Genomic DNA, 12767 nt, shown 5'->3' with positions numbered 1-12767 from the left:
ACGCACCGCGGGGTTGTCGGCTGCCCGTCACAACTTCCGGGCTTGCCAGGCCTCCTCGGCCTGCCGGGCGACCTCCGCCAGCTCGGCCCCGGTCGAGGCGGTGACCACCGCGGCCACCGCGCCCTCCACGAACGGCGCGTCCACCAGCAGCAGTTCGGGCCGGTCGAGGTCGGCCAGCACGGCCCGGGCGGTCAGCACCGCGCTGCCCAGGTCGGCGAGCACCAGCACCCCGGCCCCCCGGTCCGCCTGCTCCAGCGCGGCCGCGACCAGCTCGGCGCTGGTCCCGATCCCACCCCCGACGTCCCCTGCCGCGACCGCCACCGGCACCCCACCGCCGCTGAGTTGGCCGGTCAGCTCGCGCAGTCCGGAAGCGAGCAACGGGCTGTGCGAGACCAGGACGATTCCCACCGGTGCTGTCATGTTCAGTGAGTCTAGGGCGCCCACGTCGGGGCCGCCCGCCACGCCACGTCCCGGTGAACGCGTCCGGAAAGCCCGCCCGGTGGGTTAGCGTCTGGGCAGGCCCGTCCGCCCGCCCCCACCGGAGACGCAGCGTGAAGAAGCTCATCAACAGCCCGGACACCGTGCTCGTCGACGCCCTGACCGGACTCGCCGCCGCCCACCCCGAGTTGGCGGTCGATCTGGAGGCCCGGGTGGTGCTGCGGGCCGGCGGGCCGCAGCCGGGCAAGGTCGCGGTGATCTCCGGTGGCGGTTCCGGGCACGAGCCGCTGCACGTGGGCTTCGTCGGCCCCGGGATGCTGTCCGCGGCCTGCCCCGGCGAGGTCTTCACCTCCCCCGTGCCGGACCAGCTGCTGGCTGCCGCGCGGGCCGCCCACGGCGGCGCCGGCGTGGTCTTCGTGGTGAAGAACTACACCGGCGACGTGCTGAACTTCGAGATCGCCGGCGAGCTGGCCGCCGAACAGGGCATCGAGGTCCGCACCGTGCTGGTCAACGACGACGTCGCGGTCGAGGACTCCACCTACACCGCGGGCCGCCGTGGCACCGGGGCGACGGTGGTGGTGGAGAAGGTCACCGGCGCGCTGGCCGAGCGCGGCGCGAGCGCCGCCGAGGTGGCCTCGATCGGCGAGCGGGCCAACGCCGCCTCGCGCTCCTTCGCCGTCGCGCTCGGCGCGGCGACCGTCCCGGCGGCCGGCAAGCCCGGCTTCGACCTGCCGGCGGACATGATCGAGGTCGGGGTGGGCATCCACGGTGAGCCGGGCCGCCGCCGCGAGCCGATCCGCCCGGCCCACGAGCTGGTCGCCGAGGTGGTGGACACCGTGCTCGCCGACCACCCCCTGACCACCGGCGACCAGGCCATCGTGCTGGTCAACGGCATGGGCGCGACCCCGCTGATCGAGCTGTACGTGGTCTACGGCGAGGTGGCCGCCCGGCTCGCCGAACGCGGCATCCGGATCGTCCGCAACCTGGTCGGCAACTTCGTCACCAGCCTGGACATGGCCGGCTTCTCGCTCACCGTCACCAAGGCCGATCCCGAGCTGCTGGAGCTGTGGGACGCGCCGGTCAGCACCCCGGCCCTGCACCGGCCCTGACCGCACCGGCCCCGAGGAGGTCCCCGATGGACACCGCCACCGCACTCGCCTGGCTGCGCGCCGCCGCCGCGGCGGTCGAACGGCAGCACGAGCAGCTGAGTGAGCTGGACGCCGCGATCGGCGACGGCGACCACGGCACCAACCTGCGCCGCGGCTTCGCCGCCGTGACCGAGGCGCTCGACAAGCTGCCGGCAGGTCAGAGCGCCGGCGCCGTGCTCAGCGCCGCCGGGACCACCCTGCTCTCCAAGGTCGGCGGCGCCTCCGGCCCGCTCTACGGCGGCGCCCTGCGTGCCGCCGGCGCCGCGTTCCCGGTGCCCTCGGCCGACCTGGACGGGCTGGCCGGCGCGCTGCGGGCCGGCCTGACCAAGGTCTGCCAGCTCGGCGGTGCCGCCCCCGGTGACAAGACCATGGTGGACGCCTTCGAACCCGCGGTGGCCGCCCTGGAACGGGCCGCCGAGGACGGCTTCACGCTCCGCGAGGCCGCCGCGCTGGCCGCCGAGGCGGCCGAGCGGGGGGCCCGGGCCACCATCCCGATGCAGGCCCGCAAGGGCCGCGCCTCCTACCTCGGCCCGCGCAGCGTCGGCCACCAGGACCCGGGCGCCACCTCCACGGCGCTGATCTTCCGCGCGCTGGCCGAGGTGGCCCGCTGAGGCCCGGTCCGCTCAGTCCGCTCGGCTGACCAGCAGCAGCAGCGCGTCGTCCTTCAGCTCCCCGCCGGTGTGCGCGAGCAGGTCGGCGTAGACCCGGGCGACCGCCGCCTCCAGCTCGGCGGCCGATCCGCCGGCCCCCGCCACCAACGGCCCGATCCGCCGCTCCAGCGGGTAGAAGCGACCGGTCGACCGGTGCCGCGCCTCGACCACCCCGTCGGTGCAGAGCACCATCACGTCGCTGGCGCCGAACGGCAGGTCCCAGCTCCGCGGCTCCCCCGCCGCCAGCCGGCCCAGCCCGAGCGGCACCCAGGGGTCGGGCGCGACCAGCACGGTGACCGTACCGTCCGCCGCCACCCGCAGCGGCGGCACGTGCCCGTAGTGCAGCAGTCGCACCACCTCGGGCGCCCGGAACTCGGCGAACAGCGCGGTGGTGAACTCCCCGTCCGGCACGTGCCGTTCGATGCTGGCCTCGATCCGCGCCGCGACCCCGTGCAGGCCGGCCTCGTCGTACGCCGCCTCGCGGAACGCCCCGAGCACCACGGCCGCCGTCTGCACCGCCTCCAGCCCCTTGCCGCGGACGTCGCCGACCAGCACCCGGGTGCCGTGCGGGGTGTCCAGCGCCGCGTACAGGTCGCCGCCGATCCGCGCCTCGTCCGCGGCGGAGGCGTAGCGCACCGCGAGCCGCAGCGGGCCGACCTCCGGGCCCGGCTGGCGCAGCAGCGCCCGCTGGGCCGCCTCCGCCACCGAGCTCACCGCGGCGAAGGCCGCCGCCCGGCGCATCCGGATCTCCGCGACGACGGCGCTGAACAGCGTCAACACGGCGTAGGTGATCATCGAGCCGAAGAGGAAGCGCTCGTCGTGCACGGCGGTGACGTTGTCGTAGTGGTTGAGCCCGATCAGCGCCGCCAGGCCGACCGCGCAGACCGCCAGCACCCCGGCCGCCGACAGGGTGAGCGCCGCGACCGGCGGGACCACCATCATCAGCGGCGCCAGGTACCGGTCGTGGCCGGTGGACAGGTCGGCGATCACCACCCCGACGGTCGCCAGCAGCGCCGGCGCCGCCCGCCGCCGCCAGGAGATGTCCCGCAGGTCGACGACGCGCAGCGCGCGGCGCCGGCGTCCGCGGGGCAGTCCGGTCGGGGCGGGCGCGAGGGCGTCGACGATGCGGTGCAGACGGGACACGAGGCGAACACTACGGACAGGCCGCCCGGTTGCCCGTGCACCGGAGCCGGGGTTTCCGATCACGCTCCGCGATCATTGACCCGTTCCGGGCAGCACGGGAGCGCCAGGTCCGACGCACGGTACAGATGAGACTACTGTCTGCTAGCAGCTGGTGACCAGGGCCACGTCCCGATTCCGGAAATCAGCACCCTTGTGGAATACCCCTAGGGGGTATCGTGTTGTCGACCGCGCAGGCGCCGCCGTTCGGCGCCGCTCACCTTCGGAGGCCCGATGTCCAGCACCACCGTCTACACCGTCACCGGCATGAGCTGCGGCCACTGCGAGAAGTCGGTGAGCGCCGAGATCTCCGAGCTCAGCGGGGTCCTCCAGGTCGCCGCGGACGCCAAGGCCGGCACGGTCACGGTCTCCTCCGAGCGCCCGCTCGACGACGACGCCGTCCGCGCGGCCGTCGACGAGGCCGGCTACGAGCTCGTGGGCCGGGCGGCCTGAGCCCGGCGCGGGGGCGGGCCGCCCGACCCGCCCCCGACCCCTGTGACCAAGGAGCGCAACTGATGAGCACCGTCCCCCCAGGCATAGCCGGCCCGACTCTTCAGGACCGGGTGGAACTCTCGATCGGCGGCATGACCTGCGCCTCCTGCGCGGCCCGGATCGAGAAGAAGCTCAACCGGCTGGACGGCGTCACGGCCAGCGTGAACTTCGCCACCGGCAAGGCCCGGATCGACCACGGTCCGGACCTCTCGGCCACCGACCTGATCGCCACCGTGGAACGCCTCGGCTACTCCGCCGAGCTGCCCCCGCCGCCCGCCGAGCCGGCGCCCGGGCCGGCCGCCGAACCCGACGCCGCGCTGCGCTCACGACTCCTGGTCAGTGCCGCGCTCACGGTGCCCGTGGTGCTCCTCTCGATGGTGCCCGCGCTGCAGTTCACCTTCTGGCAGTGGCTGGCCTTCGCACTGACCGGGCCGGTCGTGGTGCACGGCGGCCTGCCGTTCCACCGAGCCGCCTGGACCAACCTGCGCCACCGCGCCGCCACCATGGACACCCTGGTCTCACTCGGCACGCTGGCCGCCTTCGGCTGGTCACTCTGGGCGCTCTTCCTCGGCGACGCCGGCCGGCCGGGCATGCGGCACGCGTTCTCGCTCACGGTCGGCCGCGGCGACGCCGCCTCCGCGCTCTACCTGGAGACCGCCGCCGGGGTCACCACCCTGATCCTGCTCGGCCGCTGGCTGGAGGCCCGCTCCAAGCGGCGGGCCGGCGCCGCCCTGCGCGCCCTGCTCGACCTGGGCGCCAAGGAGGTCGCGGTGCTGCGGGACGGCCGCGAGGTCCGGCTCCCGGTCGCCGAACTGACCGTCGGCGCCCGCTTCGTGGTCCGTCCCGGCGAGAAGATCGCCACCGACGGCGTGGTGGTCGAGGGCGCCTCGGCGGTGGACGCCTCCATGCTGACCGGCGAGGCGGTCCCGGTGGAGGTCACGGTCGGCGACCAGGTGACCGGCGCCACCGTCAACGCCGGCGGCCGGCTGGTGGTCGAGGCGAGCCGGGTCGGCGCGGACACCCAGCTGGCCCGGATCGCCAGGCTGGTCGAGGAGGCGCAGAACGGCAAGGCGGCGGCGCAGCGGCTGGCCGACCGGATCTCCGCGGTCTTCGTCCCGGTGGTGATCCTGATCGCGCTGGGCACCCTGGTCGGCTGGCTGTGCTTCTCCGGCAGCGCGACCGAGGCGTTCACCGCCGCCGTCGCGGTGCTGATCATCGCCTGCCCGTGCGCGCTCGGCCTGGCCACCCCGACCGCGCTGATGGTCGGCACCGGTCGTGGCGCCCAGCTGGGCATCCTGATCAAGGGCCCCGCGGTGCTGGAGAGCACCCGGCGGGTGGACACCGTCGTGCTGGACAAGACCGGCACGGTGACCACCGGCCGGATGGCGCTGACCGCCGTGCACACCGCCGAGGGCGTCACCGAGGAGCAGGCGCTGCGGCTGGCCGGCGCGCTGGAGCACGCCTCCGAGCACCCGATCGGCACCGCCATCGCCGCCGCCGCCGAGTTGGTCGGTGCCCTGCCCGGCGTCGAGGGCTTCGAGAGCCTCCCCGGACGCGGGGTGCGCGGCCGGGTGGACGGCCACCAGGTGCTGGTCGGCCGGGCCGAGCTGCTGGCGGACTCGGCGCAGCCACTGCCCGGCGGCCTGGCCGCGGCCAGGGCGGCGGCCGAGGCGGCCGGCCGGACCGCCGTCGCGGTCGGCTGGGACGGCACGGCCCGGGCGATCCTGGTGGTCGCCGACACCGTCAAGCCCGGCAGCGCCGAGGCGGTCCACGAGCTGCGCGCGCTCGGCCTGCACCCGGTGCTGCTGACCGGCGACAACCGGGCGGCCGCCGAGAGCGTGGCGGCCGAGGTCGGCATCGCGCCGGCGGACGTGATCGCCGAGGTGCTGCCCGAGCAGAAGGTGGCCACCGTCCGGCGGTTGCAGGCCGAGGGCCGCACGGTGGCGATGGTCGGCGACGGGGTGAACGACGCGGCCGCGCTGGCCCAGGCCGACCTGGGCCTCGCGATGGGCACCGGCACCGACGCGGCGATCGAGGCCGGCGACCTGACCCTGGTCCGCGGCGACCTGCGCTCGGCGGCCGAGGCGATCCGGCTCTCCCGGCGGACCCTGACCACCATCAGGGGCAACCTGTTCTGGGCCTTCGCGTACAACGTCGCGGCGATCCCGCTGGCCGCCTCCGGGCTGCTCAACCCGATGGTGGCGGGCGCCACGATGGCCTTCTCCTCGGTCTTCGTGGTCACCAACAGCCTGCGCCTGCGCCGCTTCGGCGCCTGAGGAGCCCGAGGGCCCGGCCGGAGGTCCGATCGGCCTACCGGCCGAGCAGCTCCCCGCCGTTGCAGTGCAGGATCTCGCCGGTGATGAAGCCGGCCTCGGCGGAGGCCAGGAAGCAGACCGCCGCCGCCACCTCGCCGGTCTCGCCGATCCGGCCCAGCAGGGTGCGGGACGCTCGCCGGGCGACCTCCGCGTGGTCCAGCCGGGGGCCGAAGAACTCCGTCCCGGCGACCGTGCCGGGCGCGACGATGTTGGCGGTGATCCCGGACGGGCCGAGCTGGGCGGCCAGGAAGTGGTTCCAGGCGTGCAGCGAGGCCTTGGAGGCACCGAAGGAGCCCGCCCCGCGCAGCGCGGCGATCGAGCTGATGGTGATCACCCTTCCCTCACCGGGGGTGAGCCGGTCCCGGACCGACTCGGTGAGCAGCACCGCGGTCAGCACGTTCCGCTCGAAGTCACCGCGCCAGCGGGCCAGCAGGGCGTGCGGGCCGGCCCCGAAGCCGGTCTCCCGGCTGCCGGCGTTGTTGACCAGGACGTCGATCCGGGCCGGCAGCACCTTCAGGGCCGCCTCCACCGCGTCCGGATCGGCCAGGTCGCAGACCAGGGGGGTGACGGTCGGGCCGAGGGTCGCGGCGGCCTCGTCCAGCACGGCGCGTCGCCGGCCGACGATCACCACCCGCTCGCCCGCCTCGGCGAAGCGCCGGGCGATCTCGAAGCCGATGCCGGTGCCCCCGCCGGTGACGACAACGTTCCTGGCCATCTGCATACTCCCGCCCTGTCCGTACCGGAATGACACGATTCCTATCACGCTGGGTTGCCACTGCTGCGGGGAGGGTGACGCTGTGCTGGGGCGAGCGTGTGATATGGACAGGATGACCGTTCGTCCACGGATCGTAGCGAGAGCCAACTCACACTGTGGAAACGTAACTTTGCCGGGGCTGATACGTCTTACCTTGTGAAGTGTGGTCGGTGTCCGCGGAACGGCATCGTGCGGCGAACCCCCTCGCGGGGCTCCGCACACCTGCGGTCGTCACCACCGATGGGGCTCCGGCGGGCCCCGGGACGGCCGTCGCCCGCGACGGCCTCGCGCACGGCGCCGGGGAGCGGCTTGACCGGGGACGCTTTGAGCGGCCGTTCCCGGCCTCGCCCCACTCCCTGGGCGTCGTGCGCCACTCCTCTTCCGGCCGTTTTCCGGCCGACCCCCCTCTCCGGCGCCCCGGCCACCCGTACGCGAACGGGCCCCGCTGCGTGACGCAGCGGGGCCCGTCGGCTCTGGCGAGCCGGCTCAGCGCTTGTCGAGGGCGACGTAGTCGCGGATCGCGGTGCCGGTGTAGATCTGGCGCGGACGGCCGATGCGGCTGCCCGGGTCGTTGATCATCTCGTGCCAGTGGGCGATCCAGCCGGGGAGCCGGCCGAGTGCGAACAGCACGGTGAACATGCTGGTCGGGAAGCCCATCGCGCGGTAGATCAGGCCGGTGTAGAAGTCGACGTTCGGGTACAGCTTGCGGGAGATGAAGAAGTCGTCGTTGAGCGCGTGCTCCTCGAGCTTGAGCGCGATCTCCAGCAGCTCGTCCGACTTGCCCAGCTGGGCCAGCACGTCGTGCGCCAGGCCCTTGACCAGCGCGGCGCGCGGGTCGAAGGCCTTGTACACACGGTGGCCGAAGCCCATCAGCTTGACGCCGTCCTCGCGGTTCTTCACCTTGCGGATGAAGGCGTCGACGTCGCCGCCGTCCTTCTGGATCTGCTCCAGCATCTCCAGCACGGCCTGGTTGGCGCCGCCGTGCAGCGGGCCCCAGAGCGCCGAGATGCCGGCCGAGATCGAGGCGAACTGGTTGGCGTGGCTGGAGCCGACCAGGCGCACGGTGGAGGTCGAGCAGTTCTGCTCGTGGTCCGCGTGCAGGATCAGCAGCTTGTCCAGCGCGTTGACGATCACCGGGTTGAGCTCGTAGTCCGCCGCCGGGACGGCGAAGGTCATCCGCAGGAAGTTCTCGACGTAGCTCAGGTCGTTGCGCGGGTAGACGAACGGCTGGCCGACCGACTTCTTGTACGCGTACGCGGCGATGGTCGGGAGCTTGGCCAGCAGCCGGACGGTCGACAGGTGGCGCTGGGCCGCGTCGAACGGGTTGTGGCTGTCCTGGTAGAAGGTCGACAGCGCGCCGACCACCGAGGAGAGCATCGCCATCGGGTGGGCGTCCCGCGGGAAACCGCCGAAGAACCGCTTGACGTCCTCGTGCAGCAGGGTGTGCTGGGTGATCTCGTTGCTGAACTCCGCCAGCTGGTCGGGGGTCGGCAGCTCGCCGTTGATCAGGAGGTAGGCGGTCTCGATGAAGCTGCCCCGCTCCGCCAGCTGCTCGATCGGGTAGCCGCGGTAGCGCAGGATGCCGTTGTCGCCGTCCACGAAGGTGATCGCGGACTTGTAGGCAGCGGTGTTGCCGAAGCCGTTGTCCAACGTGACCAGGCCGGTCTGCGGGAGCAGCTTCGAGATGTCGAAGCCGGCGTTGCCCGCAGTGCTCGCGACGACGGGGTACTCGTACTCGCCGCCCTGGTACCGCAGTACTACAGCGTCCTGACTGTTCTCGCTCACGTGTTCCTCACCGACGAAATGATTCCGCTTCCAAGGTGTCCTGACGCTCCCCACCATCCCCCATCCGGAGGACCGTCACGCACCCGGGGTGGCCCGAAAGAGCCGTGTTCTACAAAAGCCGTCGTCTCGACCGATCAGAACCGGACAAGATCAGCCAAGACTAGGCTGGTCCATCAATTTCTTCACGTCAAGATACCCCTGTCCGGACCCGGGCTCCGATTCGGTCCTCGGCGGATCATCCCCTCGACAGCCGGTGGTCCAGTCCGGAGTGCCGCCGGCCGGCGCTGACGGTACGCACCGCCTGGCCGATCGCCTTGCGGGATCCGACCAGTACGACCAGCTTCTTGGCCCGGGTCACCGCGGTGTAGAGCAGGTTGCGCTGGAGCATGGTCCAGGCCGAGGTGGTGACGGGAATCACTACTGCCGGGTACTCGCTGCCCTGCGATCGATGGATGGTGACGGCGTACGCGTGGGCCAGCTCGTCCAGCTCGTCGAAGTCGTACGGCACCTCCTCGTCCTCGTCGGTGAGCACGGTGAGTCGCTGGTCGTCCACGCTCAGTGCCGTCACCACACCGACCGTGCCGTTGAACACGCCGTTCCGCCCCTTCTCGTAGTTGTTCCGGATCTGGGTCACCTTGTCGCCGACCCGGAACGTCCGGCCGCCGAACCGGCGCTCCGCCAACCCCTCCCGGCCCGGCGTGACGGCGGCCTGCAGCAGCGTGTTGAGGTTGCCGGCGCCGGCCGGGCCACGGTGCATCGGCGCCAGCACCTGGACGTCCCGGCGCGGGTCGAGCCGGAACCGCTGCGGGATCCGGCGCGCCACCACGTCCACCACCAGCCCGGCCGCGCGCTCGGTGTCGTCCTCGACGAAGAGGAAGAAGTCCGGCAGGCCGTCGGTGATCGGGGGCAGGCCCTCGTTGATCCGGTGGGCGTTGGTGACCACACCGGACTGCTGGGCCTGCCGGAAGATCCGGGTGAGCCGGACCGAGGGGATCGGCCCGCCGTCCGCCAGCAGGTCGCGCAGGACCTCGCCGGCCCCCACCGACGGCAGCTGGTCCACGTCCCCCACGAAGAGCAGGTGGGCGCCCGGCGCGACCGCCTTGACCAGCTTGTTCGCCAGGATCAGATCCAGCATCGACGCCTCGTCGACCACCACCAGGTCGGCGTCCAGCGGCCGGTCCCGGTCGTACGCCGCCTCACCGCCCGGCCGCAGCTCCAGCAGGCGGTGGACGGTCGACGCCTCACAGCCGGTCAGCTCCGCCAGCCGCTTGGCCGCCCGGCCGGTCGGCGCGGCCAGCAGCACCTTGGCCCGCTTGGCCAGCGCCAGGGTGACGATCGACTTGACGGTGAAGGACTTGCCACAGCCCGGACCCCCCGTCAGCACCGCCACCTTCTCCGTCAACGCCAGCTGGACGGACTGCTTCTGCTCGGGCGCCAGCTCCGCTCCGGTCCGCTCGGCCAGCCAGCCGAGCGCCTTCGGCCAGTCCACTCCGGTGAAGCCCGCCAGCCGGTCGTCCTCGGCCCGCAGCAGCCGCAGCAGCTGGTTGCTCAGCGAGATCTCGGCCCGGTGGAACGGCACCAGGTAGACCGCGGTGATCGGCTCCCCGCCCTCCCCCGGCAGGCTCTCCCGGACCACCCCCTCCTCGGCCACCAGCTCCGCCAGACAGTCGATCACCAGGCCCACGTCGACCTGGAGCAGCTTGACCCCGTCCGCGATCAGGCGCTCCTCGGGCAGGTAGCAGTGCCCCTGGTCACTGCTCTGCGACAGGGCGTACTGCAGGCCGGCCTTGACCCGCTCCGGGCTGTCGTGCGGGATCCCGACCGCCTGGGCGATCCGGTCGGCGGTCAGGAAGCCGATGCCCCAGACGTCCGCCGCCAGCCGGTAGGGCTCGTTCTTCACCACCCCGATCGAGCTGTCACCGTACTTCTTGTAGATCCGCACCGCGAGCGAGGTGGAGACCCCGACCCCTTGGAGGAAGACCATCACCTCCTTGATCGCCTTCTGCTCCTCCCAGGCGGCAGCGATCATCTTCGTCCGTTTGGGGCCCAGCCCGGGCACCTCGATCAGCCGTTTGGGCTCCTGCTCGATGACGGTCAGCGTGTCGGCCCCGAACTGGCCGACGATCCGCTCGGCGAAGCGCGGCCCGATGCCCTTGATCAGCCCCGAGCCGAGATAGCGCTGGATGCCCTGGATGGTGGCCGGCAGCACCGTCGTGTAGTTCTCCACCACGAACTGCTTGCCGTACTGCGGGTGCGAACCCCAGCGCCCGTGCAACCGGAGCGACTCGCCCACCTGCGCGCCGAGCAGGGCGCCGACCACCGTCAGCAGGTCGTTGCTGCCGCGGCCGGTGTCCACCCGGGCGACCGTGTAACCGGTCTCCTCGTTGGCGTAGGTGATCCGCTCCAGCACGCCCTCGACCTGGGCGAGCTGTCGCTGCACCGGTGCCTGCGGCTGCTGCCCGCCCATCCGGACCTCCCTCGTACCCTCGTGGGCCCCTCACCCACTCGTGGGCTTCCGCTACGCACCGTACCGTCCCCCGGTGACAGCGCGGGCCGCGATTGTCACCCACTCCGGCAGGGCCCACGATGGCAGGGAGACTCCCACGCCCTGCCCGGCCCACCGGCGAGCGGGGCCCGCAAAGGAGCGGACGACCATGCTCACCACCACCTTCGTACCCGGGGCGCCGAACTGGCTCGACCTCGGCAGCCCCGACATCAGCGCCTCCCGGGACTTCTACGGCGGCCTGTTCGGCTGGACCTTCGCCTCCGCCGGGCCCAACGCCGGCGGCTACGGCTTCTTCCGGCTGGGCGAGCAGACGGTCGGCGCGATCGGCCCGCTCACCGAAGAGGGCGCCAGGCCGGCCTGGACGCTCTACTTCCACACCGAGGACGCCGACGCGACCAGCAAGGTCGTCACACAGAGCGGGGGGACGGTCCGCTTCGGCCCGTTCGACGTCTTCACCGACGGTCGGATGGCCGGCTACACCGATCCCACCGGCGCGCGGTTCGCGGTCTGGCAGCCCGGCAGGACAGCGGGCCTGGATGCGGTCACCTCGGTCGGCACGCTCTGCTGGACCGAGCTGCACACCAGCGCCCCGGACGCGGCCAAGACCTTCTACCGGTCGGTCTTCGGCTGGCTGGAGCAGGACGTCCCGTTCGGTGACTTCACCTACACCGTGGTCACCCCGGCCGGCGGCGGGACCAACTCCAGCCAGGGCGGAATCGCCGAGTTGCTGCCCGAGGACCGAGCGGCCACCGGCAGCGGCTCGTACTGGCTCCCGTACGTCGAGGTGGCGGACGCCGACGCGGCCGTCGCCAGGGCCCAGGAGCTGGGCGGCACCCTCCAGGCGCCGGCCGTCGACGCCCCCGGAGTGGGCCGGTTCGCCCAGCTGGCCGACCCGCACGGCGCGGTCTTCTCGGTCATCACCAGCGCCGCCCCCGACGCCTGAGCCCGGCGCCGGTCCCTAGGCTGGCGGAATGAGTGACCTTGAGATCCGTCCGGCGACCCCGGCCGACGTTCCCGCCATCGTGGCCCTGCTCGCCGCCGACCCGCTGGGCGCCTCACCTCGGACCAGAGCCGCACCGACGCCCACCGCTTCTACGAACGGCTCGGTTTCACGGCCTCCCACGTGGGATTCAAGCTGGCACTCTGATCCGCCTTCGACCGTCCGGGTCCGGAAATGCGAGAAGCCCCTCCCGGTCTCCCGGAAGGGGCTTCTCAGAAAAATTGTTCGGCGGCGTCCTACTCTCCCACAGGGTCCCCCCTGCAGTACCATCGGCGCTGTAAGGCTTAGCTTCCGGGTTCGGAATGTAACCGGGCGTTTCCCTAACGCTATGACCACCGAAACACTATGAAACTGTCGACCCGCCGTTGGGTCGTTGTTTCAGAACAACACAGTGGACGCGAGCAACTGAGGACAAGCCCTCGGCCTATTAGTACCGGTCAGCTCCACCCCTCACAGGGCTTCCACATCCGGCCTATCAACCCAGTCGTCTACTGGGAGCC

General features: G+C 72.5%; 10 protein-coding genes, 1 rRNA gene and 1 pseudogene. 6 read left to right on the top strand and 6 right to left on the bottom strand.

Annotated elements, in window-relative coordinates; genetic code table 11:
* Positions 1–27: 27 nt before the first annotated feature.
* Positions 28–420 (bottom strand): dihydroxyacetone kinase phosphoryl donor subunit DhaM, encoded by a 393-nt coding sequence (gene dhaM, locus ACIGXM_RS12765; RefSeq protein WP_396559934.1) that lies wholly within the window; start codon positions 418–420, stop codon positions 28–30.
* Between the two features lie 131 nt (positions 421–551).
* On the opposite strand from dhaM, the gene dhaK reads away from it, so the two are divergent.
* Both dhaK and dhaL read left to right on the top strand, forming a co-directional pair.
* Entirely contained in the window at positions 552–1547 is a 996-nt protein-coding gene (gene dhaK / locus ACIGXM_RS12760; protein WP_396559932.1) for a dihydroxyacetone kinase subunit DhaK, read from the top strand.
* Positions 1548–1573: 26 nt separating this feature from the next.
* Positions 1574–2197, top strand: coding sequence for a dihydroxyacetone kinase subunit DhaL (gene dhaL, locus ACIGXM_RS12755; RefSeq protein WP_396559930.1), 624 nt, complete (start codon positions 1574–1576; stop codon positions 2195–2197).
* A 12-nt stretch (positions 2198–2209) separates the two neighbouring features.
* Here the strand turns inward: dhaL and ACIGXM_RS12750 are convergent, their stop codons facing one another.
* The gene (locus ACIGXM_RS12750; RefSeq protein WP_396559928.1) at positions 2210–3379 is read right to left on the bottom strand and encodes a PP2C family protein-serine/threonine phosphatase; all 1170 of its coding nucleotides are present in this window, start codon (positions 3377–3379) and stop codon (positions 2210–2212) included.
* 270 nt (positions 3380–3649) lie between these two features.
* On the opposite strand from ACIGXM_RS12750, the gene ACIGXM_RS12745 reads away from it, so the two are divergent.
* Positions 3650–3868 carry a heavy-metal-associated domain-containing protein gene (locus ACIGXM_RS12745; RefSeq protein WP_396559926.1) on the top strand — a complete coding sequence of 73 codons (219 nt, stop codon included), beginning with the start codon at positions 3650–3652 and terminating at the stop codon, positions 3866–3868.
* Between the two features lie 62 nt (positions 3869–3930).
* Positions 3931–6183, top strand: coding sequence for a heavy metal translocating P-type ATPase (locus tag ACIGXM_RS12740; RefSeq protein WP_396559924.1), 2253 nt, complete (start codon positions 3931–3933; stop codon positions 6181–6183).
* Between the two features lie 34 nt (positions 6184–6217).
* On the opposite strand, the gene ACIGXM_RS12735 is transcribed toward ACIGXM_RS12740, so the two are convergent.
* The 3 genes from ACIGXM_RS12735 to ACIGXM_RS12725 all read right to left on the bottom strand — a co-directional run bounded on the left by ACIGXM_RS12735 (position 6218) and on the right by ACIGXM_RS12725 (position 11228).
* Positions 6218–6937 carry an SDR family NAD(P)-dependent oxidoreductase gene (locus ACIGXM_RS12735; RefSeq protein ID WP_396559922.1) on the bottom strand — a complete coding sequence of 240 codons (720 nt, stop codon included), beginning with the start codon at positions 6935–6937 and terminating at the stop codon, positions 6218–6220.
* Positions 6938–7462: 525 nt separating this feature from the next.
* On the bottom strand, positions 7463–8818 hold the full coding sequence (locus ACIGXM_RS12730) for a citrate synthase (RefSeq protein WP_396559920.1): 1356 nt from the start codon (positions 8816–8818) through the stop codon (positions 7463–7465).
* Positions 8819–8996: 178 nt separating this feature from the next.
* On the bottom strand, positions 8997–11228 hold the full coding sequence (locus tag ACIGXM_RS12725; protein WP_396559918.1) for an ATP-dependent RecD-like DNA helicase: 2232 nt from the start codon (positions 11226–11228) through the stop codon (positions 8997–8999).
* Positions 11229–11415: 187 nt separating this feature from the next.
* On the opposite strand from ACIGXM_RS12725, the gene ACIGXM_RS12720 reads away from it, so the two are divergent.
* Positions 11416–12210 (top strand): VOC family protein, encoded by a 795-nt coding sequence (locus tag ACIGXM_RS12720; RefSeq protein WP_396559914.1) that lies wholly within the window; start codon positions 11416–11418, stop codon positions 12208–12210.
* A gap of 108 nt (positions 12211–12318) precedes the next feature.
* A pseudogene (locus ACIGXM_RS12715) lies at positions 12319–12414 on the top strand (GNAT family N-acetyltransferase); the annotation flags it as partial.
* A gap of 76 nt (positions 12415–12490) precedes the next feature.
* Here ACIGXM_RS12715 and rrf read toward each other — a convergent pair.
* A 5S ribosomal RNA gene (gene rrf, locus ACIGXM_RS12710) occupies positions 12491–12607 on the bottom strand.
* Positions 12608–12767: the final 160 nt, after the last annotated feature.

It is taken from the genome of Kitasatospora sp. NPDC052896, assembly GCF_044547075.1.
Taxonomy (GTDB): Bacteria; Actinomycetota; Actinomycetes; order Streptomycetales; family Streptomycetaceae; genus Kitasatospora.
The sequence above is the reverse complement of the archived record's forward strand: the minus strand, read 5'-3'. Positions and strand labels throughout refer to the sequence as shown.

Excerpts from the sequence above, each read along its gene's own strand:
- dhaM (WP_396559934.1), bottom strand. The coding sequence starts at position 420 with ATGACAGCACCGGTGGGAATCGTCCTGGTCTCGCACAGCCCGTTGCTC.
- dhaL (WP_396559930.1), top strand. The coding sequence starts at position 1,574 with ATGGACACCGCCACCGCACTCGCCTGGCTGCGCGCCGCCGCCGCGGCG.
- ACIGXM_RS12745 (WP_396559926.1), top strand. The coding sequence starts at position 3,650 with ATGTCCAGCACCACCGTCTACACCGTCACCGGCATGAGCTGCGGCCAC.
- ACIGXM_RS12740 (WP_396559924.1), top strand. The coding sequence starts at position 3,931 with ATGAGCACCGTCCCCCCAGGCATAGCCGGCCCGACTCTTCAGGACCGG.
- ACIGXM_RS12735 (WP_396559922.1), bottom strand. The coding sequence starts at position 6,937 with ATGGCCAGGAACGTTGTCGTCACCGGCGGGGGCACCGGCATCGGCTTC.
- ACIGXM_RS12730 (WP_396559920.1), bottom strand. The coding sequence starts at position 8,818 with ATGGTGGGGAGCGTCAGGACACCTTGGAAGCGGAATCATTTCGTCGGT.
- ACIGXM_RS12725 (WP_396559918.1), bottom strand. The coding sequence starts at position 11,228 with ATGGGCGGGCAGCAGCCGCAGGCACCGGTGCAGCGACAGCTCGCCCAG.
- ACIGXM_RS12720 (WP_396559914.1), top strand. The coding sequence starts at position 11,416 with ATGCTCACCACCACCTTCGTACCCGGGGCGCCGAACTGGCTCGACCTC.